At 51.2% G+C, this 20,853-nt stretch carries 18 protein-coding genes; 11 read left to right on the top strand and 7 right to left on the bottom strand.

Annotated features, from left to right (window positions below; all coding sequences use genetic code 11):
* The first annotated feature begins 190 nt into the window (after positions 1–190).
* The 6 genes from ppiB to DUT67_RS06735 all read left to right on the top strand — a co-directional run bounded on the left by ppiB (position 191) and on the right by DUT67_RS06735 (position 6,452).
* The gene (gene ppiB / locus DUT67_RS06760) at positions 191–685 is read left to right on the top strand and encodes a peptidylprolyl isomerase B (RefSeq protein WP_048261328.1); all 495 of its coding nucleotides are present in this window, start codon (positions 191–193) and stop codon (positions 683–685) included.
* 10 nt (positions 686–695) lie between these two features.
* Positions 696–1,418 carry a UDP-2,3-diacylglucosamine diphosphatase gene (lpxH, locus tag DUT67_RS06755; RefSeq protein ID WP_048261330.1) on the top strand — a complete coding sequence of 241 codons (723 nt, stop codon included), beginning with the start codon at positions 696–698 and terminating at the stop codon, positions 1,416–1,418.
* Between the two features lie 177 nt (positions 1,419–1,595).
* Positions 1,596–2,105 carry a 5-(carboxyamino)imidazole ribonucleotide mutase gene (gene purE / locus DUT67_RS06750; protein ID WP_039292942.1) on the top strand — a complete coding sequence of 170 codons (510 nt, stop codon included), beginning with the start codon at positions 1,596–1,598 and terminating at the stop codon, positions 2,103–2,105.
* Positions 2,102–3,172, top strand: coding sequence for a 5-(carboxyamino)imidazole ribonucleotide synthase (gene purK, locus DUT67_RS06745; RefSeq protein WP_048261333.1), 1,071 nt, complete (start codon positions 2,102–2,104; stop codon positions 3,170–3,172). The genes purE and purK overlap by 4 nt, the downstream gene beginning before the upstream one ends.
* Positions 3,173–3,728: 556 nt before the next feature.
* Positions 3,729–5,018, top strand: a complete 1,290-nt coding sequence (locus DUT67_RS06740; protein ID WP_048261335.1) for an HAAAP family serine/threonine permease — start codon at positions 3,729–3,731, stop codon at positions 5,016–5,018.
* Between the two features lie 66 nt (positions 5,019–5,084).
* The gene (locus DUT67_RS06735) at positions 5,085–6,452 is read left to right on the top strand and encodes an L-serine ammonia-lyase (RefSeq protein ID WP_048261338.1); all 1,368 of its coding nucleotides are present in this window, start codon (positions 5,085–5,087) and stop codon (positions 6,450–6,452) included.
* Between the two features lie 104 nt (positions 6,453–6,556).
* On the opposite strand, the gene DUT67_RS06730 is transcribed toward DUT67_RS06735, so the two are convergent.
* The 4 genes from DUT67_RS06730 to DUT67_RS06715 all read right to left on the bottom strand — a co-directional run bounded on the left by DUT67_RS06730 (position 6,557) and on the right by DUT67_RS06715 (position 11,765).
* Positions 6,557–6,994 (bottom strand): helix-turn-helix domain-containing protein, encoded by a 438-nt coding sequence (locus tag DUT67_RS06730; protein WP_048261340.1) that lies wholly within the window; start codon positions 6,992–6,994, stop codon positions 6,557–6,559.
* Between the two features lie 128 nt (positions 6,995–7,122).
* Positions 7,123–7,938 (bottom strand): phosphate ABC transporter ATP-binding protein PstB, encoded by an 816-nt coding sequence (gene pstB / locus DUT67_RS06725; protein WP_048261343.1) that lies wholly within the window; start codon positions 7,936–7,938, stop codon positions 7,123–7,125.
* 15 nt (positions 7,939–7,953) lie between these two features.
* On the bottom strand, positions 7,954–9,600 hold the full coding sequence (gene pstA / locus DUT67_RS06720) for a phosphate ABC transporter permease PstA (RefSeq protein ID WP_048261345.1): 1,647 nt from the start codon (positions 9,598–9,600) through the stop codon (positions 7,954–7,956).
* A complete protein-coding gene (locus tag DUT67_RS06715; protein WP_113632265.1) occupies positions 9,597–11,765 on the bottom strand; it encodes an ABC transporter permease subunit in 2,169 nt (722 codons plus the stop codon). Before DUT67_RS06715 ends, pstA begins: the two co-directional genes overlap by 4 nt.
* A 417-nt stretch (positions 11,766–12,182) precedes the next feature.
* On the opposite strand from DUT67_RS06715, the gene ppk1 reads away from it, so the two are divergent.
* The 4 genes from ppk1 (at position 12,183) to DUT67_RS06695 (ending at position 16,663) form a co-directional block, all read left to right on the top strand.
* A complete protein-coding gene (gene ppk1 / locus DUT67_RS06710) occupies positions 12,183–14,255 on the top strand; it encodes a polyphosphate kinase 1 (RefSeq protein WP_048261350.1) in 2,073 nt (690 codons plus the stop codon).
* Complete coding sequence (gene ppx / locus DUT67_RS06705; protein WP_113626619.1) at positions 14,255–15,790, top strand: exopolyphosphatase; 1,536 nt, start codon at positions 14,255–14,257, stop codon at positions 15,788–15,790. The genes ppk1 and ppx overlap by 1 nt, the downstream gene beginning before the upstream one ends.
* 235 nt (positions 15,791–16,025) lie before the next feature.
* Positions 16,026–16,214, top strand: a complete 189-nt coding sequence (locus DUT67_RS06700; RefSeq protein WP_113626620.1) for a YjfB family protein — start codon at positions 16,026–16,028, stop codon at positions 16,212–16,214.
* A gap of 233 nt (positions 16,215–16,447) precedes the next feature.
* Positions 16,448–16,663: a YfgG family protein gene (locus DUT67_RS06695; protein ID WP_048261355.1), complete on the top strand. Its 216-nt coding sequence runs from the start codon at positions 16,448–16,450 to the stop codon at positions 16,661–16,663.
* A gap of 191 nt (positions 16,664–16,854) precedes the next feature.
* Here DUT67_RS06695 and DUT67_RS06690 read toward each other — a convergent pair whose 3' ends face one another.
* Together DUT67_RS06690 and DUT67_RS06685 are read right to left on the bottom strand one after the other, a co-directional pair.
* Positions 16,855–17,280, bottom strand: coding sequence for an organic hydroperoxide resistance protein (locus DUT67_RS06690; RefSeq protein ID WP_113626621.1), 426 nt, complete (start codon positions 17,278–17,280; stop codon positions 16,855–16,857).
* A gap of 193 nt (positions 17,281–17,473) precedes the next feature.
* Positions 17,474–17,923, bottom strand: a complete 450-nt coding sequence (locus tag DUT67_RS06685; RefSeq protein ID WP_048261360.1) for a MarR family winged helix-turn-helix transcriptional regulator — start codon at positions 17,921–17,923, stop codon at positions 17,474–17,476.
* Between the two features lie 218 nt (positions 17,924–18,141).
* On the opposite strand from DUT67_RS06685, the gene mgtE reads away from it, so the two are divergent.
* The gene (gene mgtE, locus DUT67_RS06680; RefSeq protein WP_048261362.1) at positions 18,142–19,620 is read left to right on the top strand and encodes a magnesium transporter; all 1,479 of its coding nucleotides are present in this window, start codon (positions 18,142–18,144) and stop codon (positions 19,618–19,620) included.
* A gap of 65 nt (positions 19,621–19,685) precedes the next feature.
* Here the strand turns inward: mgtE and galK are convergent, their stop codons facing one another.
* Positions 19,686–20,849, bottom strand: a complete 1,164-nt coding sequence (galK, locus tag DUT67_RS06675; protein ID WP_113632266.1) for a galactokinase — start codon at positions 20,847–20,849, stop codon at positions 19,686–19,688.
* Between the last annotated feature and the right edge of the window lie 4 nt (positions 20,850–20,853).

Here is a 20,853-nt window from a genome sequence, read left to right as displayed (position 1 = left end):
TCGCAACGATTACCTAAATCAGAGTAGTAAACATTTTTATACGACGCTTCCATCACCCCATCGCCAACAAACGCGCGGCAAGACTGAAATACTGACTCAATCGACCAGTTATGCTATAACAGCGCTCTTGTTGTTCACCGTATTTTGTGAACTGCACTCTTATCACTAAGGCTATCTAGGGTTCATTATTATGATTACGCTTCATACCAACCACGGCGATATCGTTATTAACACGTTTGCAGACAAAGCGCCGGTTACTGTAGAAAACTTCCTGAACTACTGCCGCAGCGGTTTTTATGACAACACGATTTTTCACCGCGTGATTGATGGTTTTATGATTCAGGGCGGCGGCTTCGCTCCCGGTATGGATCAAAAAGAAACCAATGCGACAATCAAAAATGAAGCCAACAATGGCCTGAAAAACACCCGTGGCACGCTGGCGATGGCTCGTACCAACGATCCGCATTCTGCTACTGCCCAGTTCTTTATCAACCTCGTTGATAACGATTTCCTGAACTTCCGTTCAGAGCGTGCCGATGGTTGGGGCTACTGCGTATTCGCTGAAGTGACCGACGGCATGGACGTCGTTGATAAAATCAAAGCCGTTGCAACTGGCCGCAGCGGCATGCACCAGGACGTACCGAAAGAAGACGTGGTGATCACCCACGTAACGGTTAGCGAATAACCCGACCTGCATGGCAACGCTGTTTATTGCCGATCTGCATTTAAGTCTTCATGAACCGGCGATTACCGCCGGTTTTCTGCGTTTTTTACGCCATGAGGCAATTCATGCCGATGCACTTTACATTCTTGGCGATCTGTTCGATGCCTGGATTGGTGATGACGATCCGCAGCCACTGCATGCGACTATCGCCGCTGAATTGTATGCATTACATCAGCGCGGCATTCCCTGTTATTTCGTGCACGGCAACCGTGATTTCCTGATCGGCAAGCGTTTCGCCAGACAAAGCGGTATGACGCTGCTACCGACAGAAAATGTCGTTGACCTCTACGGTCAGAAAATCCTCATTCTGCATGGCGATACCCTGTGTACTGACGATCTGGCCTATCAAAAATTTCGTCGCCGCGTGCATAACCCATTAACTCAGCGACTCTTCTTGCTATTACCTTTATCGCTGCGTCTGAAGATTGCCGCTAAGATGCGTGCCAGCAGCCAGCAGGCCAATCAGCAAAAATCGCAGCAGATTATGGATGTAAACCCTGAGCAGGTAATTGAACGCTTACGGCACTATCAGGTGAAGACGATGATCCACGGTCACACACACCGTCCGGCCATCCATGCGGTTGCTCTCGGCGAATCTTATGGTCGGCGTGCCGTTCTCGGTGCCTGGCATGAGGAAGGGTCGATGATTAAGGTCACGCCACAAAATATCGAACTGATTTCCTTCCCATTTTAATGCGTTTCCTGCCATTGACTTAACAATCTATCACCTAATCCCCCCAGTATTTCCGCATACGCAACCGTTTTCCTCGCCATAATGGCGTGATATGCTCTACGCCCTCAATGTCAGACCCTCTCGTCTGGCCGACGCAAAATCGTCACGAACACGTACAATCACAGGAGCGTTACAGGCATGTCATCCAACGTTGCCCCGGCAAAAATTGCCATCGTCATGGGTTCAAAGAGTGACTGGGCCACTATGCAGTTTGCTGCGGAAATCCTCACCACGCTGAACATTCCTTTTCATACCGAAGTCGTTTCCGCACACCGGACGCCGGATAAGCTGTTCAGCTTTGCTGAGCAGGCGGCACAGAACGGTTTTGACGTCATCATCGCTGGCGCAGGCGGCGCAGCACACCTACCGGGTATGCTGGCAGCAAAAACGCTGGTTCCTGTGCTCGGCGTGCCGGTACAAAGCTCGACGCTGAGCGGTGTCGACAGTCTGTATTCCATCGTTCAAATGCCTCGCGGCATCCCGGTCGGCACGTTGGCAATCGGCAAAGCAGGCGCAGCGAATGCAGCTCTGCTGGCCGCACAAATTCTCGCCCTACATGATAATGGTATCGCCGCTCGTCTGGCAGACTGGCGTCAGGCGCAAACTGATGATGTGCTATCTCACCCCGATCCGCGGGAGGAGGCATGAAACCGGTCTGCGTATTAGGCAATGGTCAGTTGGGCAGAATGCTCCGTCAGGCGGGCGAACCGTTAGGGATTGCTGTTTATCCCGTTGGGCTGGATGCAGAGCCAGAATCGGTGCCGTTTCATAACAGTGTGATTACCGCCGAGATCGAACGCTGGCCAGAAACCGCCCTCACCCGCGAGCTGGCTGAACACACCGCGTTCGCAAACCGTGATATTTTCCCACGTCTGGCCGATCGCCTGACGCAAAAGCAACTGCTGGACTCGTTGAATCTGGCAACCGCGCCTTGGCAATTACTGGCCAGCGCCGATGAATGGCCACACGTCTTCACCTCATTAGGTGAACTCGCTATCGTTAAACGCCGAGTCGGCGGTTACGACGGCCGTGGACAATGGCGCTTGCGTGACGGCGAACAGCAGACGCTGCCCGCAGACTGCTACGGCGAGTGCATCGTTGAGCAAGGGATTAACTTTTCCGGTGAAGTCTCACTGGTTGGCGCCCGCAATACGCACGGTAAATGCGTCTTCTACCCACTAACACATAACCTGCATCAGGATGGCATTCTGCGTACCAGCGTGGCTTTCCCTCAGCCTGACCCACAATTGCAACAGCAGGCTGAACAGATGCTGTCCGCGATTATGAATGCGCTGGGCTATGTAGGTGTGATGGCGATGGAATGCTTTATTGTCGGTGACCACCTGCTGATTAATGAGCTGGCTCCACGCGTACATAATAGTGGGCACTGGACACAAAATGGCGCGTCGATTAGCCAGTTTGAACTTCATCTGCGCGCCATTCTGGATCTACCGCTGCCGGTACCGGTCGTCGAAGCGCCGTCAGTGATGGTCAATTTGATCGGGACGGATGTGAATATCGACTGGCTGGCGCTACCGCTAGTGCATTTACACTGGTATGAGAAAGACGTTCGTCCTGGTCGCAAAGTTGGACATCTCAATCTGCCGTCGTCGGATATCGCACAGTTGCAACATACGCTGCAATCGCTGGCACCTCTATTACCAGAGGAATACCACATCGGTCTGGCGTGGGCAGAAGAAAAACTCACCGCCTGACAGATCGGCGGCGGTTATCCGGCAGGCGGTACTCTGCCGGGTAACTATCATTAGATCAGATAACAAGACGGTTAGATCAGATAACAACACATCTGAACACAACGCGATTAGATGCAGCGGTAGGCAAGGCACGACACCACCGATACGCCCCTTAAAAGAGAAAAACTATCATTCCGCGTGACATCAGAAAAATTGCGTTTATTATTTCATCTGCCTTTTATTTTATTTATTGTTCACTTTCCATCACTCGACAATTAAATAAAGTATCAATAACGAGCCGTTAAAAATATTTAAAATAAAGTATCAACTTTGATATTTTAATTCGCGCGGAAATTTATTAAAATACCCCCCGTCAATTCATTTCTGTGATCGCCTCAATATTATTCGCTGACCACCACGATATAGAATGCCGCCACAAAACAGTATTGACCTGTTGACATAATTAGCAATATGTCTTGTTCGATTTTTAAACTCTGTAACGGCAAGTTGCCGATACTGTAATTTTTATACCCCAGCATGACGGGTATTAATGTGTTCACCGAGGAGAAACCAGTAAATGAGCACAATTCAAGATAGCAGCCACGTGTTAGAACAGGCTTCAGGATGGCGTAAAAGTGACACCGTCTGGATGCTGGGCCTCTATGGCACGGCCATCGGCGCTGGCGTGTTATTCTTACCTATCAATGCCGGCATTGGTGGTTTAATTCCGTTAATTATCATGGCACTGATTGCCTTTCCGATGACATATTATTCTCACCGTGCATTATGCCGTTTTGTATTATCCGGCAAGAAAGGTGGCGAAGATATTACCGAAGTCGTTGAAGAACATTTCGGCGTTGGTGCAGGTAAATTAATCACTTTGCTTTATTTTTTCGCTATTTATCCGATCCTATTAGTTTATAGCGTTGCCATCACCAATACGGTAGATAGCTTTATTACTCACCAATTACATTTGCCTTCTCCACCACGTGCTGTGTTGTCATTAATATTGATCCTCGGGTTGATGTTTATTGTCCGCTTCGGTGAAGCGATGATCGTTAAAGCAATGAGTGTGCTGGTTTATCCTTTTGTTGCCGTACTGATGCTGCTGGCACTGTATTTAATTCCGAACTGGAACACCTCTGTTTTTGAAAACATTTCTCTGAGTTCCAGCGTAACGGGCAACGGTCTGTTGGCGACATTATGGCTGGCTATTCCGGTGATGGTTTTCTCCTTCAACCACTCGCCGATTATCTCCTCTTTCGCCGTTGCCAAACGCAAAGAATATGGTGATGACGCAGAGAAAAAATGCTCACGCATTCTGTCTTACAGCCACATCATGATGGTGTTGACTGTGATGTTCTTCGTTTTCAGCTGCGTACTGAGCCTTTCTCCAACAGAACTGATGGAAGCAAAAACACAAAATATTTCCATTCTGTCCTATCTGGCGAACCATTTTAATAGCCCGGTAATCGGCTATCTGGCCCCGGTAATTGCGACCATCGCGATCTCTAAATCCTTCCTTGGCCACTATCTGGGTGCAGGTGAAGGCTTTAACGGCATGATCGTGAAATCTCTGCGCAGCAGAGGTAAAACCATCTCCAACACCAAACTGAACCGCATTACTGCGCTGTTCATGCTGATTACCACCTGGATTGTCGCCACACTGAATCCAAGTATTCTGGGTATGATCGAAACATTGGGCGGCCCGATTATCGCGTGTCTGTTGTTCCTGATGCCGATGTACGCCATCCAGAAAGTCCCAGCGATGAAAAAATACAGCGGCCACATTAGCAACGTCTTTGTTACGCTCATGGGACTGATCGCTATTTCCGCCATTGTTTACAGCCTGCGCGATCTGCTGTAAGCCCTACCCCTAATTTAACGCCGGGACGTTGTTTAACGACCGGCGTTTTTTTTCAAGGAAATCGCTATGGTCAGCGTATTTGATATCTTCAAAATCGGTATCGGCCCGTCCAGTTCTCATACCGTCGGCCCGATGAAAGCGGGTAAAATGTTCACCGACGATCTGGTGAATCACGCTCTTATCTCATCGGTAACACGTATCGTCGTTGATATTTACGGCTCGCTCTCCCTCACGGGAAAAGGGCATCATACTGATATCGCCATCATTATGGGGCTAGCGGGTAATCTGCCAGATAGCGTAAACATCGATAGTATTCCGGCCTTTATTCAACAGGTGAAAGACACTCAACGGCTACCGATCCTCAACGGTCAGTATGAGGTCAGCTTCCCGCTGGAATCTTCCCTGCGTTTCCAACCGGAGAACCTGCCGCTGCATGAAAACGGCATGACCATTCGCGCCTACAACCAGCAAGAGCTGGTCTATAGCAAAACGTATTATTCCATCGGGGGCGGATTCGTCGTCGATCAGGAAAACTTTGGTAAATCCAATCTGGCAGATGAAAGCGCGCCCTACCCGTTCTTTTCTGCCCAGAAGCTGCTGCAACATTGCCACGATCACTGCCTGTCTTTATCCGCCATCGTCCTGAAAAACGAGATTGCGATGCACGGGCGGGAAGCACTTGAGCACTATTTTGCCGACGTGTGGAAAACCATGCAGGACTGCATGCACCGCGGTATGAATACCGAAGGGGTATTGCCCGGCCCATTACGCGTTCCCCGCCGTGCATCAGCACTGCATCGCCTATTATTCATCAACGATCGTTTCTCTAACGATCCGATGGATGCGATGGACTGGGTTAACATGTTCGCAATGGCCGTATCGGAAGAAAATGCTGCGGGAGGCCGTGTCGTCACCGCACCGACTAACGGCGCGTGCGGCATTATTCCCGCTGTGCTGGCCTATTACGATCGCTACGTTCAACCCGTCACCCCAGAAGCTTATCTGCGCTACTTTCTGGCATCCGGTGCTGTCGGCATACTCTACAAAATGAACGCGTCTATTTCTGGTGCCGAAGTTGGCTGCCAGGGAGAAGTCGGCGTTGCCTGTTCGATGGCAGCAGCCGGTCTGGCTGAGCTACTGGGTGCCAACCCGGAACAAGTGTGCATCGCCGCAGAAATTGGTATGGAGCATAATCTGGGGCTGACGTGCGACCCCGTCGCGGGTCAGGTTCAGGTGCCGTGCATTGAACGTAACGCCATCGCCTCCGTGAAGGCGATAAACGCAGCAAGAATGGCAATGCGCCGTACCAGTGAGCCGCGCGTATCGTTGGATAAGGTCATTGAAACCATGTATGAAACAGGCAAAGACATGAACGCCAAGTACCGTGAAACGTCTCGCGGGGGGTTGGCTATCAAAGTGGTTCTGTGCGAATAGACAGGGGATTAATGGCGGGTGAAAAACTGATTCTGTCGCGTTAAATGCCTGGCAGATTAACGCGACAATCGGGGGGTTAATGCGAGTGATGTAGCATTAACCCTTTATTTTTTATCGCTTTCAGGCAGCGACCAAACAATATTGTTTTCAGCTGCCGCGATATACCAGTCAACGGTACTGTTAGCTGGCTTCTTGATATTTTCATGTTTGGTGAGCGCTTTGGCAGGAAACGTTGCGGCTTTCTTTCTGATACGCAGCGGCGTCTGTTTTTTCTCGCCGCTGATCTGCGCATGGAATGACTCGACGTCGGCGTCGAAGAGCACACCTTCAATCTGATGCAGACGGTTCAACCCGCGTAGAATAGAGAGCAGACTACTGAGCGTAATGGATTCTCCCATTTCAGCACGCTTGATCGTCGCAATCCCCAGCCCTGCCCGTTCGGCAAGATCGACCTGCGATAAACGTTGCTGAATTCTGGAGTCTTTTATTCTCCGGCACAGCTCGGTAATAATTTCACCTTCGTTCATAGTACTGAATTTCATCTTACCCGCCACTGCCAGAGTCAAAAATTTGCGCGCATTTTATCATCAATTTTTCAAATGGCACGGATAATTGATGAACGGTATCCATAATTTTTTCAGGTCATTTAATACGATGATTCGATGAAAATTCACCCAAAACGTCCGGTGATATAATCCTCTGTACGACGCTGAGTCGGAGAGGTAAACAGATCGTCCGTGCGGTTGTACTCAATCAATTTACCCTGATTGATAAATGCAGTGTAATCAGACACGCGGGCAGCCTGCTGCATGTTGTGCGTCACCAACACCAGCGTAAAGTGCTGCTTTAGCGTCCCCATCAGTTCCTCAACAATCAGCGTCGAAATCGGATCAAGCGCAGAAGTCGGCTCATCCAACAGCAGCACTTCTGGCTCAATGGCGATCGCCCGCGCGATCACCAAACGCTGCTGCTGTCCGCTAGATAGCGTGAGCGCATTGTCGCTCAGCCGATCCTTTACCTCATGCCACAGCGCCGCCGCTCGCAGCGCACGCTCAACAGCATCATCCAGTAAGCGACGATCGCGCAGCCCCTGCAATCTCAGGCCATAAATCACATTTTCATAGATCGACTTGGGAAACGGATTCGGACGTTGAAAAACCATACCAACCCGACGGCGTAACACGGCAACATCCAACTGCGGGTCGTTAATGGGCATACCGTTCAGCCTGATATCACCCTCGGTACGGCAGTCATCCACCAGATCGTTCATGCGGTTAAAACAGCGTAACAGGGTGGATTTACCACAGCCCGACGGACCAATCAGCGCTGTGACCTGATTCTTCGGAATACGAATTGAAATATCATTCAATGCCTGCTTATTGCCATAGTACAGATTCAGATGTTCCACGGTTAACGTCGTCTGTTCATCACTCAGTTGATGAACATCAGGCAGCGGTGCCATCTCCTTTTGTGTCCTAAATCCCATAACTTCATCCTACCTTCAGAGTGATAACGAACGATATTTCTCACGCAGAACATGGCGGATCCCAATCGCCGTAAGGTTCAACCCGACCACAATCAACACCAGCAGTAGCGCGGTGATGTACACCAGCGGCCTTGCGGCTTCCACATCTGGGCTTTGGAACGCCAGATCGTAGATTTGGAACCCCAGATGCATAAATTTTCGCTCAAGGTGCAGATAAGGGAAAATGTCATCAACCGGTAAGACTGGCACCGACTTCACCACACCGACCAGCATCAGCGGTGCCGTTTCCCCTGCAGCGCGCGCCACAGCGAGGATCAAGCCCGTCATCATCGCGGGAATTGCCATCGGTAACACGACGTGCCACAGCGTTTCGGCTTTAGTGGCTCCCAGCGCCAGTGAACCGTGGCGAACAGACATAGGAATGCGTGACAACCCTTCCTCCGTCGCCACAATCACCACCGGCAGCGTCAGTAATGCCAGCGTCAATGACGCCCACAGCAGCCCCGGCGTACCAAATGTCGGGTTCGGCAACGCTTCAGAATAGAACAGCTGATCCAACGTGCCACCGATGAGATAGACAAAAAAGCCTAACCCAAACACGCCGTAAACAATCGACGGCACCCCAGCCAGATTAACTACGGCAATCCGCACCCAGCGCGTTAGACTGTTTTTCCCCGCATATTCATGCAAATAAACCGCCGCGATCACTCCCAGCGGCATCACCACGATAGACATCAGCACCACCATCAGTACTGTGCCAAAAATGGCGGGGAAAAGATGACCCGCACTGTTGCTGTCCGGCGAATAGTGCACCAGCATGTATTTCGCCTGCTCGCCCCAGTGGCTCACTTTTTCCCACAGGTTCATCGCATTCGGATACCAGGCCTGTTCAATGTCCCTAAGTGGGATGAGATGGACACTGCCGTTCGCATCCCGTAACTGCACGGTATCGCGATTAATGTCCAAATTGAGTGCGGTTAACTGGCGCGATAGCTCATCGAAACGGCGTTGCAGTTCAGTACGTTCAGCCTGAAGACGCGCCAGCGCCTGATTATCCAGCGTTTTGGTTTGCTGCCGCTTTTTCTCTTCCAGCCGAAGCGCCTCAAACTGCTGGTTGATCTTCGCCATCTCCCCCATGCGGATGGCCTGCGTCTTCACCAGCAATCCCTGCACCTGCTCGACGCGGTGCTGTAACGTGGCGGGCAGATCCGTCGCGACCAGCGGCTGCTCGCCTTCCAGCATTCCGGCCAGATAGCCATAGGCCGTGCCATTATTCGTCCGCTTCAACACCAGAATGTCAGCAGGCTGATCAAATTTGGCTATATCGCGCGACAGCAGCGCACGAAAGCTCTGCCCATAAATTTCACGTTGACCAATTTTGATCAAATAGCGTGTTTCAGCCTCCCTGGACGGCGAGGTTAAACCAGCCTGTTCCAGTTGCTGAGGCGAAAGCGTCTGCTCCGCATAAATTTCACCGATCAATGCACGCTGCATACCCTGTTCAGGCTGCAACGTCAGCAGCCAGACAGGCTGCGGCCAGAGATAGCGCATACCCTGCCCAGCCAGCAGCACGATAATTGTCAGCATCGCCAGCAGGCTAATAGAAATTGACGATGCCGTCAGCCATACCCAAGGTCTTCCCGAACGGAACCAGCGCTTCACACGTTTTCTCCTTCATCACGGTAGCGTTGGCGTAAGCGCTGCCGGATAGTTTCAGCCAGCGTATTCACGATGAAGGTGAAAACAAACAGTGTTAATGCCGTTAAAAACAGCACCCGATAGTGGCCGCTGTTCGTTACCGCTTCCGGCATTTCAATGGCGATATTCGCCGCCAGCGAACGCAAGCCCTGGAGCAATCCCTCATCCATAATCGGTGTGTTGCCCGTCGCCATGAGCACAATCATGGTTTCCCCTACGGCGCGGCCAAAACTCAGCATAAGCGCAGCGAAAATCCCAGCGCTGGCAGACGGCAGAACGACACGCCACAAGGTTTGCCACGCCGTCGCCCCTAGCGCCAGCGATCCCTGACTTAAGCGAGCAGGCACACTGAACAGAGCATCTTCCGCCAGCGAAAAAATCAGCGGAATCAGCGCAAAACCGAGAGCGACACCCGCCACCAGCGTATTGCGCTGCACGAAATCATCGCCCAACCACTGGTACAGCGGCTGGCCCAACACCGCTATTTCGATAAGCGGGGCAATCCAACAACCCGCCACGAATGTCAGCAAAATAGCGGGAATAAGGAATAGCGCATCCCAACCGACAGGGAAACGGACGCGCCAGCGCGTCGGCAGACATTCAATCAGCCAGCCGCAGCCGATCACAGCCAGCATCCATAAAATCGGCATGACCAGAATAGCGGATAGATACGTCGCAAAATGCGGTGCCAGCCAGATGGCCGCAATCAGGCCGACAACGACCGTCGGCAGTGCGCCCATGATCTCCAACGTAGGTTTAATCCAGCGTCGCAGCGTCGGCGCCATAAAGCAGGCGGTATAAATCGCGGCGGACAGCGCCAGCGGCGTGGCAAATAACATGGCGTAAATCGCGGCTTTCATCGTGCCCAGCACCAGCGGCATCATGCTGAATTTGGCCTGATAGCTGTCATCCGCCGACGTGGATTGCCAGATATAAGCAGGCTCTGGGTAGTTCTCATACCACAGCTTTTGCCACAACCCGCGCCAACCAATGTCGGGATAGGGGTTATCAACCTGATAACGATGCAAACCTTGCGCTGTTTCAACCAGCATGGCAGAACCACGCGGTGAAAATGCCAGCCCCAGCGCATGAGCGGGTAATGTTTGCGTCAGCAGCGCATGCGACTGCTTGCTAGCAAATAGCGACAGTTCACCCTGTGCGTTCAACGTGGCAAACACCCGCCGCTGCGCCTCCGTCGCCAGCAACACCGATTCCCCCGCGACATGCGGAAACTGGCGCGTTTCCGTCAGCCTGGCACCCTTTTCGCTCGGGACCTCAAACCATTGACTAATCCGCCCATCAGCGGCCTGCACCAACAACGATCGCCCACCGGATAACAACGCCAGATGAAGAGGTTCTGCCAGTTGCAATTGCCGCTCTTCCCGCAGCATCAAGGCGTTTGCGCCCACCTGCCACAACATTAAGGTATTGCCGCTGAGCAAATACACTTGCTGCCCGTCTGGGGTCAGCAGCAGTTGGTTAATCGTACCCGTCGGAAGCGTAATCACAGCCCGTTGCCGCACGCCGTTTTCATCGACATCGGCAACAATCAAAGCATTTTCCTGCCCAATCGCAGCCACAGCGACACGTTTTTCGCTCACGGACGCTATCGCTAAATGGCGCAACGGCTGCGCAGGTAGCCCAAGCGAATACGCCTGCTCACCCAGCGGATAATCCCAGACAGGAGAACGGTTTTCCGTACGCGACAGCTTAGGCTGAACGAAAAGCAGGCGGCCGTCAGGCTGGCTCAAGGCATAAACCTGCCGCTCACCCTGACTTTGTGCCAGTAAACTCAGCGCGGGAACCAGTTGAATACGCGACATGGGCTGATTTTCCGCAAAAGGAATAAACTCACCATAGCCCTGAGAGTCGATGCGAAACCCGATTTGCCCATTGTCGCTAAGACCCAGCGCCAGCGACGGTTCTGCACTGTGGCGCTGAACCGTTTTTTTCCCGTTCACGGTGGGAGAAAGGAACAGTGGCGTCACCACATACAGCAGATAGAAGAAAATTAACAACAGCATAGCCAGTACCAGCAGCCCGCTGCCCGCAACAATGCGGTGAGTCAATCGATCGACCCACGCTCGTCGACGATCCCGATACTGTGATGTGTTGACTGTTTTTACCATTGTTCTCGCCGTTAAAGTGAAGCCGCCAGAGTCGTGTTGTTAACGTATTGCGGGTAGCATATGTTGCCTTTACGCCCATAATATGACAATGGTAAGTCTGTCTATGAATTAGATTTTATACCCTAAATAGTTCGAGTTGTATGAAGGCGGCAACCGAGGGAGCCCCGATGAGCTTACACAAGTAAGTGATTCGGGTGAGTGACAAATCTGCCAGAGGCAGATTTGAACGCTGCTTGCAGCGACCCCAACGGGGCGAGGCTCACGCCAGTGTGCCGAGTAGCGCAGCCAACGCACAGACGGCTCGAAATATGACGGGTATCGTCATCAACACGCCATAATGTTGTTGTACCCTATCTCAACAGCGGAAGGGTATGAATATTGGATGAACCTTCAGTACATGAGTTGAGCGGAGTGACAATGGGTCAGGACAAACTCTACATAGAGAAAGAATTAAGTTGGTTATCCTTTAATGAACGAGTACTTCAGGAAGCAGCAGATAAAAGCAATCCGTTAATCGAACGCATGCGCTTCCTTGGCATTTACTCCAGCAATCTTGATGAATTTTATAAAGTCCGTTTTGCCGATTTGAAAAGACGCATTCTGATTAACGAAGAACAAGGTCTGGACGGCAATCTGCGGCACCTGTTAGGCAAAATTCAGGCACGCGTACTCAAAACCGATCAACTCTTTGACAGTCTTTACAACGAACTGCTGCTGGAAATGGCGCGTAACCAGATTTTTTTGGTCAATGAGCGTCAGGTTTCCCCTAATCAGCAAGAGTGGCTGAGAGACTACTTCCGGCAATATTTGCGTCCGCACATCACGCCAATACTCATCTTTAACGAAACCAATCTGGTGGAGTTCCTCAAGGATAACTACACCTATCTTGCCGTCGAAATTATTCGTGGCAACGAGATCAGTTACGCCTTGCTGGAAATTCCTTCGGATAAAATACCGCGCTTCGTTAACCTGCCAGCGGAAGCGCCGCGCCGTCGCAAGACCATGATCCTCATTGATAACATCCTGCGTTACTGTCTGGATGATATCTTCAAGGGCTTCTTTGATTATGATGCGCTGAACGCGTATTCCATGAAAATGACGCGCGATGCGGAATACGATCTGGTCACGGAGATGGAATCCAGTTTGCTGGAGCTGATGTCTTCTAGCCTTAAGCAGCGCCTAACCGCTGAGCCGGTAAGATTTGTGTATCAGCGCGATATGCCGGATGCCATGGTCACGATGCTACAAGAGAAACTGGGGATCTCTTCTTTTGACTCCGTTATCCCCGGCGGGCGTTATCATAACTTCAAAGACTTTATTTCTTTCCCGAATGTCGGGCGCGCCAATCTGGTCAACAAATCCTTGCCTCGTCTGCGGCACACCGGGTTTAATCATTTTCGCAATGGGTTTGATGCCATCCGTGAGCGCGATGTTCTGCTCTATTACCCGTATCACACCTTTGAGCACGTATTGGAACTGCTGCGACAAGCCTCGTTCGACCCCAATGTGTTGTCCATCAAAATCAATATTTACCGCGTTGCCAAAGACTCGCGCATCATTACCTCGATGATTCATGCGGCGCACAACGGCAAGAAAGTCACGGTGGTCGTAGAGCTACAGGCGCGCTTTGACGAAGAAGCGAATATTCACTGGGCCAAGCGCCTGACGGAAGCCGGTGTGCACGTTATTTTCTCGGTGCCTGGGCTGAAGATTCACGCCAAGCTGTTCCTGATTTCCCGCCGCGAAGGGGAAAACATCGTGCGTTACGCGCACATCGGTACTGGTAACTTCAACGAGAAAACCGCCCGTCTGTATACCGACTATTCGCTGCTGACCGCCGACGAACGCATTACCAACGAAGTCCGCCGCGTCTTCAACTTCATTGAGAACCCCTACCGTCCGGTCAGTTTTGAGCACCTTCTGGTGTCACCGCAAAACTCCCGCGACAAGCTTTATAAACTGATTGATACCGAGATCGAAAACGCGCTGGCGAATCGTGATGCAGGCATTACGCTTAAGGTAAATAATCTGGTGGATAAAGGGCTGGCGGAAAAGCTGTATCAGGCTTCCTCGGCTGGCGTGAAAATTAATCTACTGGTACGCGGTATGTGCTCACTGATCCCTAATCTGCCTGGGATCAGTGAAAATATTCAGGTCATCAGTATTCTTGACCGCTATCTGGAACACGATCGGGTGTATGTCTTCAATAACGGCGGGGATAAGAAAGTCTACCTCTCCTCCGCCGACTGGATGACACGTAACATTGATTATCGCATTGAAGTCGCAGTGGAAATCCTTGATCCCATTTTGAAAAACCGCGTATTGGAAACGCTGGATATTCTGTTCAGCGATACGGTGAAAGCCCGTGTCATCGATAAAGAGTCGAGCAACCGCTATGTATCACGCGGTAACAAGCGTAAAGTACGCGCGCAAAATGCTATTTACGACTATATCAAGGCGCTGGAGCAACCTGGAGAGAAGCCTGAATAATGCCGTTAACGAACAATGAAGAAATCGAGATGAAACCGCAAGAATTCGCGGCTATCGACCTGGGTTCCAATAGTTTTCACATGGTGATCGCACGCGTGGTAAACGGTGCGCTTCAAGTGTTAGGACGTTTAAAACAGCGAGTCCATCTGGCCGACGGATTGGACAACAAAAACATGCTCAGCGAAGAGGCCATTCAACGTGGCCTGAGCTGTCTGGCACTGTTTGCTGAACGTCTGCAAGGTTTCCCGGCAATGAACGTCTCTATCGTCGGAACACACGCGCTGCGTCAGGCGGCCAATGCTCAGGAATTTCTGCGCCGCGCGGCAGATATCATTCCCTATCCGATAGAGATCATTTCCGGCCATGAAGAGGCTCGCCTGATTTTTATGGGCGTGGAACATACGCAACCGGAAAAAGGTCGCAAGCTGGTCATCGATATCGGCGGAGGCTCCACGGAGCTGGTTATCGGTGAAGATTTCGAGCCGATGCTGGTAGAAAGTCGTCGAATGGGGTGCGTCAGCTTTGCGCAGCAGTTTTTCCCAAATGGTGAAATCAGCGAGGCCAACTTCAAGCGCGCCAGGCTGGCTGCGGCGCAAAAGCTGGAGACGCTGTCCTGGGAATACCGCATTTATGGCTGGAAATTCGCCCTTGGTGCATCAGGAACGATCAAAGCCACGCATGAAATTCTGGTGGAGATGGGAGAAAAAGACGGCCTGATTACCCCCGAGCGTCTGGAAATGTTACGCACGCAGATCTTACAGTTTAAGCACTTCAAGGCGCTGAGCCTGCCGGGGCTGTCCGAAGATCGTCAGTCGGTATTGGTGCCCGGCCTGGCTATTCTGTGTGGTATTTTCGATGCGCTGGCGATCAAAGAGCTGCGCTTATCCGACGGTGCGTTGCGCGAAGGCGTGTTGTACGAAATGGAAGGCCGTTTTCGCCACCAGGATATCCGTATCCGTACTGCGCAGAGCCTGGCCACGCATTACAATATTGACCGTGAGCAAGCGCGACGCGTGCGAGAAACTACGCAGCAGCTTTATGCGCAATGGGCAGCGCAAAACCCCAGCCAGGTACATCCTCAGCTTGAGGCTATCCTAAACTGGGCTTCTATGCTGCATGAGGTCGGATTGGGCATTAACCATAGCGGCATGCATCGTCATTCCGCCTACATTCTGCAAAATACCAACCTGCCCGGCTTCAATCAGGAACAGCAGCTTGTGCTGTCGATGATCGTGCGGCTGCACCGTAAGGCTATCAAGTTGGAAGAGTTACCGCGGCTGAACCTGTTCAAAAAGAAACAGTATTTGCCACTGGTGCAACTCTTGCGCCTTGCCACACTGTTGAATAACCAGCGTCAGGCAACAACAACGCCGGAATCGCTACAGTTGCACACAGATGACAATTACTGGACGCTGACGTTCCCGCACGACTTTTTTACCAATAACACGTTGGTACAGCTCGATCTGGAACGCGAGCAGGAATATTGGCAGGACGTCACCGGCTGGAAGTTGATGATTGATGAAGAAAAAATCTGATTATTGAAAACATTACGTTGGAATTCTGACCTGCCTCGGACGGTGAAGTGGCGAAAAATCGTGCAGCAGAGCTGACCAATTAGGGCTGATTAGCGTAAAGTTTACCGGGATGGGGCCGATACCAAAATGATGGCTGGCGATCATTTTCGCCAACATCATGCAACCTCGGCGGAAAGGTGCGCTTCCTTTTCATACCGGATAGATATCAATCCAACTCAGTATTAAGGAGAGTAAAATGGATGTATCACAGATTGCATCACTGGCGAGCGACCTCAGCAACATGCGTACCAGCAGTGAGGCCAGCGCGCTTGTGATGAAAAAAGCGCTCGATAGCCAAGAGGCTCTTGCTTTAGGTATTTTGCAGGCCTTACCCCCTCTGCCAGCAAATCCGGCGATTGGGCGTAACGTCAATACCACGGCGTAACCCTCTTGCACCACACAACCCGCTTATTTTTTTGAGCGGGTTTTTTGTTACCATCCCTATCCCCTTGCGCTCCCCCGCTCTTCACGCTCGTTCCTGACACGCCTTTCTTTGCACCGAACGTGCGAAAACAGGATCGGCCATCATCTTTTTCACGTCGGCAGATTGACCTCGACTACTGCTTGTGCCTAAATAAACAACAGCGAATGTTCGCTTTCACAGAGGATTAACTGGTAATGTCCACGCTTACCCACAAACGACGATTATCGATACGCCCGCGACGAAGTGGCTCTCGGATCGCTCGTGCTGTTTTGCTCATCAGCTTCATCATTCTTTTAGGCCGCTTTGCTTACTCCACTATTACCGCGTTTGGTCATCATCAAGACAAACAGCAGCAGCGTGCTGAACAATTACTGCTTCCAACCAACGTACTCATCAATCAGAAAGAGTAGTGCTTAACTAATCCGCTGATTATCTTTTATTTTTCCTCGTCTGGTTTTATTGCCTTGGCATTGTCGCGCCCGTTATTCATGCCAGCCTCACTGTCCATCCAGAATATGCCGTACAAATAAAAAAAACGGCAGTGCGAATTTTCGCAGCCACCGTTTTCATCGATCGATAATACGCTTACTTCACGCCGAACTTAGACGATAGTCAGGGTCACATCGATATTGCCACGCGTTGCATTAGAGTATGGGCAAACGATATGGGCTTTCTGCACCAGATCTTCAGCCACTGCGCGATCCAAACCTGGCAGGGAAATTTTCAATTCAACTTCAATACCAAATCCTGTTGGGATGGCACCGATGCCTACGCTACCGTTTACCGTGGTATCAGCAGGTACAGCGATTTTGTCACGGGCACCGACAAACTTCATCGCACCGAGGAAACAGGCAGAATAGCCAGCGGCGAACAGCTGCTCTGGGTTAGTTCCCTCACCACCTGCGCCGCCCAATTCACGTGGGGTGGTCAATTTAATATCAACCGCTTTATCGGAAGACACCGCACGACCATCACGACCACCGGTAGCCTGGGCATGAGCAACGTATAATACTTTTTCAATAGACATAATGTGACTCCAGATTGTTAGGGGATGGCCTAAGACAATAGCGATACTGCTCAGGCTTTATTTACATAGTGAAAAACTAAATCGCACACTACTTAATGAGTTAAAAATAAACCAATTAATCAAAAAATAAATTGCTTAAAATCCAGATGCTATTTAACAGACTTCTCGGTGCACAAGGCAACCTCTACAACCGTCAAAGATGCCCGATAAGGCTCTTACGCAGCATCTCTAAATCTTTTTTGATCGTCTGCAACTGTTCAAGATGACATTCCGTGGCACAAAACACGCTTTCAGGAATCGCTCGCGCCTGTTGCTGAAGTGCCCGTCCTGCTTCGGTTAACCCGATCAGCACCTGACGTTCATCTTCTGTTCCCCGATTCCGCACTACTAGCCCTGCACTTTGCAACCGCTTGAGCAATGGGGTTAACGTGGCGGAATCCAGATACAGCCGCTCGCCCAGTTCAGATACCGTCAACCCATCCCGTTCCCACAGTATCAACATGACCAGATATTGGGGATAAGTCAGATTCAATTCAGACAGCAAACGACGATACAGCTTATTCATTGCCAGATTGGCTGAATACAGTGCGAAGCACAGCTGTCCATCCAGTTTGTAAGCGTTGTCGTTCATCGTCTCTGCCATGGGTGTCTGTTACGTTTCTGGAACTGACTATATATCGCTAAAAATTAAATAGCAAACGATTTAGTTTTGCGTTAAATAAAAACCACCCTAAAAACACGCAAGAACGACAGTGATACTTTTTTCAGACTGCAATTCGCCGGTAATCCTATTCTTAATCTACTGATTTTGCGCTACGTTTAATCAAACACGGATAAAAAACAGATCGAGCACAAAACGTTATGTCGAGTGTAAAAAAACTTACCGACCTCCGGCGCCGTATCTCCCTTCTGCTGTTGGAAAACAAAGAACTGGTTGAAGACATTATCAACCGACAGCCGTATATAACAGAACGCGACGAAGCGAAGCTAAACGACGAGACGACGTTTAGCAAAAAAACGACGCTACGTGACAAAAGTATTCTACTCGACCAAACTGCAGAAATAAGTCAACTTATCATTGATTTACATGCTGCCGACCTGGCCGATTTGCTGGAGTCTTTACCACAGGATGAGCGTCTGGCGCTCTGGCGACTGATTCCCATAGCGAAGCGTGGTCGTGTGCTGATTGAAGCCTCCGACAGCATTTCCGACGATCTCATCAGCGATATGCAGGATAAGGAGATTTTGAGGGCAGTTCGGGTACTGGATGTGGATGAGCAGGCTCAGCTTTCTCGCCTCGTCCCCCGCCATCTGCTAGGCCGAATACTCACCTCGCTTGAGCCAAAGCAACGTGCGCAGCTACGTGCCGCCATCAATTATGATGAAGACTGCCTCGGCCACATGATGGATTTCAAACTCATCACCGTGCGCGCTGACGTCACGCTCGCGACAGTACAGCGCTATCTGCGCTACCGCAAAAAGATCCCCAACTCCACTGACAAACTGTTCGTCACCGATCGCAAAAACACACTGATCGGTGAGCTGTCGCTTGCCAGTATTCTGCTCCACTCGCCTCAGGCTTTAGTGACTGACGTTATGGATGCTCAGCCGCTGAGATTTCAGCCTGAAGATAAAGTCGAAGAGGCTGCGGGGGCTTTTGAACGTTACGATTTGATCTCCAGCGCCGTGGTGGACAGCAAAGGAAAGCTCATGGGACGCCTGACGATTGAGGATATCGTCGACGTTGTGAATCGGGAAAGCGACAGTAATCTACGGCGTTCCGGGGGGTTAACGCCCTCTGAAGATGTCTACGCGCCCGTATATAAATCATTCCGCAATCGCTGGGCGTGGCTGGCCGTCAACCTTTGTACCGCGCTCATCGCCTCGCGGGTCATCGGCCTGTTTGAGCACACGCTATCCCATTTGGTCGCACTGGCGACGCTCATGCCAATTGTCGCGGGTATCGGCGGGAATACTGGCAACCAAACGATCACCATGATTGTACGTGCACTGGCACTACATCAGCTCGAACACGGTAAAAAATCGTATTTGCTGCTCAAAGAATTAGGCGTTGCGCTGGTAAACGGGGTGATATGGGGCACGATTATGGGCGTGGTGACCTTCCTGCTCTATGGCAACCCCGCTATGGGTGGCGTGATGATGCTGGCGATTTTGCTGAATTTACTGCTCGCTGCGCTGATGGGGGTTGCCATTCCGCTGGTCATGATGAAGCTCGGACGCGATCCAGCCATCGGTTCCAGCGTGATGATTACGGCAATCACCGATACCGGCGGCTTCTTTATCTTCCTTGGGCTGGCAACAGTGTTCCTGCTGCCTTAAACCAATGCAATGTAAAAAGGGCTTTACGCATAAAGCCCTTTTTACTTGCTATTATCGGACGAGACTTAATTCAAGCGACCAGCACCGTCTGATGCATGGCACAGGTAGATTGACGGCTGAAGCCCAGTACGCGCCGGATATTCACGCTCGATCACTTGTTTGACCTCATCGGTTAACGCCGAAGGAATCAGGGCAACAATACAGCCACCGAAACCACCGCCAGTCATGCGCACGCCGCCCCGTTCTCCAACATAATCCTGAATCAGATCCACCAACGTATCGATCGGCGGCACGGTAATTTCAAAATCATCACGCATGGAGACATGCGATTCCGCCATCAGCGTAAATAAGCGGTGAGCATCCTGACGCGCCAGCGCATCGGCCGCTTCCAGCGTGCGGCGATTCTCGGTAATAACATGTCGCGCACGGCGAACCGCCACCGAGTCCAGTCCTTCGATTCCCGCCTCAAACTGCGACAGTGAGACATCACGCAGCGCCTTGACGTTAAAATGACGCGCCGCCGCTTCACACTGCTGGCGACGCGTGTTGTATTCGCTATCCACCAGCCCGCGGCGCACATTGGAATTCACGATGAGGACATCGACACCATCAAGCATACGCACAGCGCGCCCCTCCAGAGAGCGACAGTCGATCAACATCGCCTGACCTGCGCGCCCCTGAGCGGAAATAAACTGATCCATAATGCCGCAGCTACAGCCGACAAAATGGTTTTCCGCCTGCTGGCCGTTTAACGCTACATCCAACTGGCTAATGTCCAAGTTATTCAGTTCTTTGAACGTCTGCCCGATCGCCACTTCCAGCGAAGCCGATGAACTCAGCCCGGCACCGGAAGGCACGTTACCGGAGACAACCATATCCATGCCGCTAAGCGGCAGACCGCGCGCCAGCAAAAACTTCACGGTTCCACGAATATAGTTCGCCCAGACGTATTCAGAATGAGGCACGATCTCTTTGGCAAGATCAAATTCATCCTGCTGGTTGTCATAGTCCACTGCGACCACCCGCACGATACCATCCTGACGCACCGCCGCACTGACGACTGTCTGGTAATCGATAGCACACGGCAAGACAAAACCATCGTTATAATCAGTGTGCTCACCAATCAAGTTGACCCTGCCGGGTGCCTGAATCGCAGCGTGCGGCGTATAGCCAAATAATTGGACAAAAACAGACTCGGTTAACTGACGTAGAGAATCAATACGGCTCATAAAA

Origin of the sequence: Pectobacterium peruviense (assembly GCF_003312355.2) — a bacterium.
GTDB lineage: Bacteria > Pseudomonadota > Gammaproteobacteria > Enterobacterales > Enterobacteriaceae > Pectobacterium > Pectobacterium peruviense.
Note: the sequence above shows the minus strand (reverse complement) of the source record. Positions and strands in the feature narration are given on the sequence as shown.

Bases quoted from the DNA above. Each gene is read 5' to 3' on its own strand.
- ppiB (WP_048261328.1), top strand. From the start codon at position 191: ATGATTACGCTTCATACCAACCACGGCGATATCGTTATTAACACGTTT.
- lpxH (WP_048261330.1), top strand. From the start codon at position 696: ATGGCAACGCTGTTTATTGCCGATCTGCATTTAAGTCTTCATGAACCG.
- purE (WP_039292942.1), top strand. From the start codon at position 1,596: ATGTCATCCAACGTTGCCCCGGCAAAAATTGCCATCGTCATGGGTTCA.
- purK (WP_048261333.1), top strand. From the start codon at position 2,102: ATGAAACCGGTCTGCGTATTAGGCAATGGTCAGTTGGGCAGAATGCTC.
- DUT67_RS06740 (WP_048261335.1), top strand. From the start codon at position 3,729: ATGAGCACAATTCAAGATAGCAGCCACGTGTTAGAACAGGCTTCAGGA.
- DUT67_RS06735 (WP_048261338.1), top strand. From the start codon at position 5,085: ATGGTCAGCGTATTTGATATCTTCAAAATCGGTATCGGCCCGTCCAGT.
- DUT67_RS06730 (WP_048261340.1), bottom strand. From the start codon at position 6,994: ATGAAATTCAGTACTATGAACGAAGGTGAAATTATTACCGAGCTGTGC.
- pstB (WP_048261343.1), bottom strand. From the start codon at position 7,938: ATGGGATTTAGGACACAAAAGGAGATGGCACCGCTGCCTGATGTTCAT.
- DUT67_RS06715 (WP_113632265.1), bottom strand. From the start codon at position 11,765: ATGGTAAAAACAGTCAACACATCACAGTATCGGGATCGTCGACGAGCG.
- ppk1 (WP_048261350.1), top strand. From the start codon at position 12,183: ATGGGTCAGGACAAACTCTACATAGAGAAAGAATTAAGTTGGTTATCC.
- ppx (WP_113626619.1), top strand. From the start codon at position 14,255: ATGCCGTTAACGAACAATGAAGAAATCGAGATGAAACCGCAAGAATTC.
- DUT67_RS06700 (WP_113626620.1), top strand. From the start codon at position 16,026: ATGGATGTATCACAGATTGCATCACTGGCGAGCGACCTCAGCAACATG.
- DUT67_RS06695 (WP_048261355.1), top strand. From the start codon at position 16,448: ATGTCCACGCTTACCCACAAACGACGATTATCGATACGCCCGCGACGA.
- DUT67_RS06690 (WP_113626621.1), bottom strand. From the start codon at position 17,280: ATGTCTATTGAAAAAGTATTATACGTTGCTCATGCCCAGGCTACCGGT.
- DUT67_RS06685 (WP_048261360.1), bottom strand. From the start codon at position 17,923: ATGGCAGAGACGATGAACGACAACGCTTACAAACTGGATGGACAGCTG.
- mgtE (WP_048261362.1), top strand. From the start codon at position 18,142: ATGTCGAGTGTAAAAAAACTTACCGACCTCCGGCGCCGTATCTCCCTT.
- galK (WP_113632266.1), bottom strand. From the start codon at position 20,849: ATGAGCCGTATTGATTCTCTACGTCAGTTAACCGAGTCTGTTTTTGTC.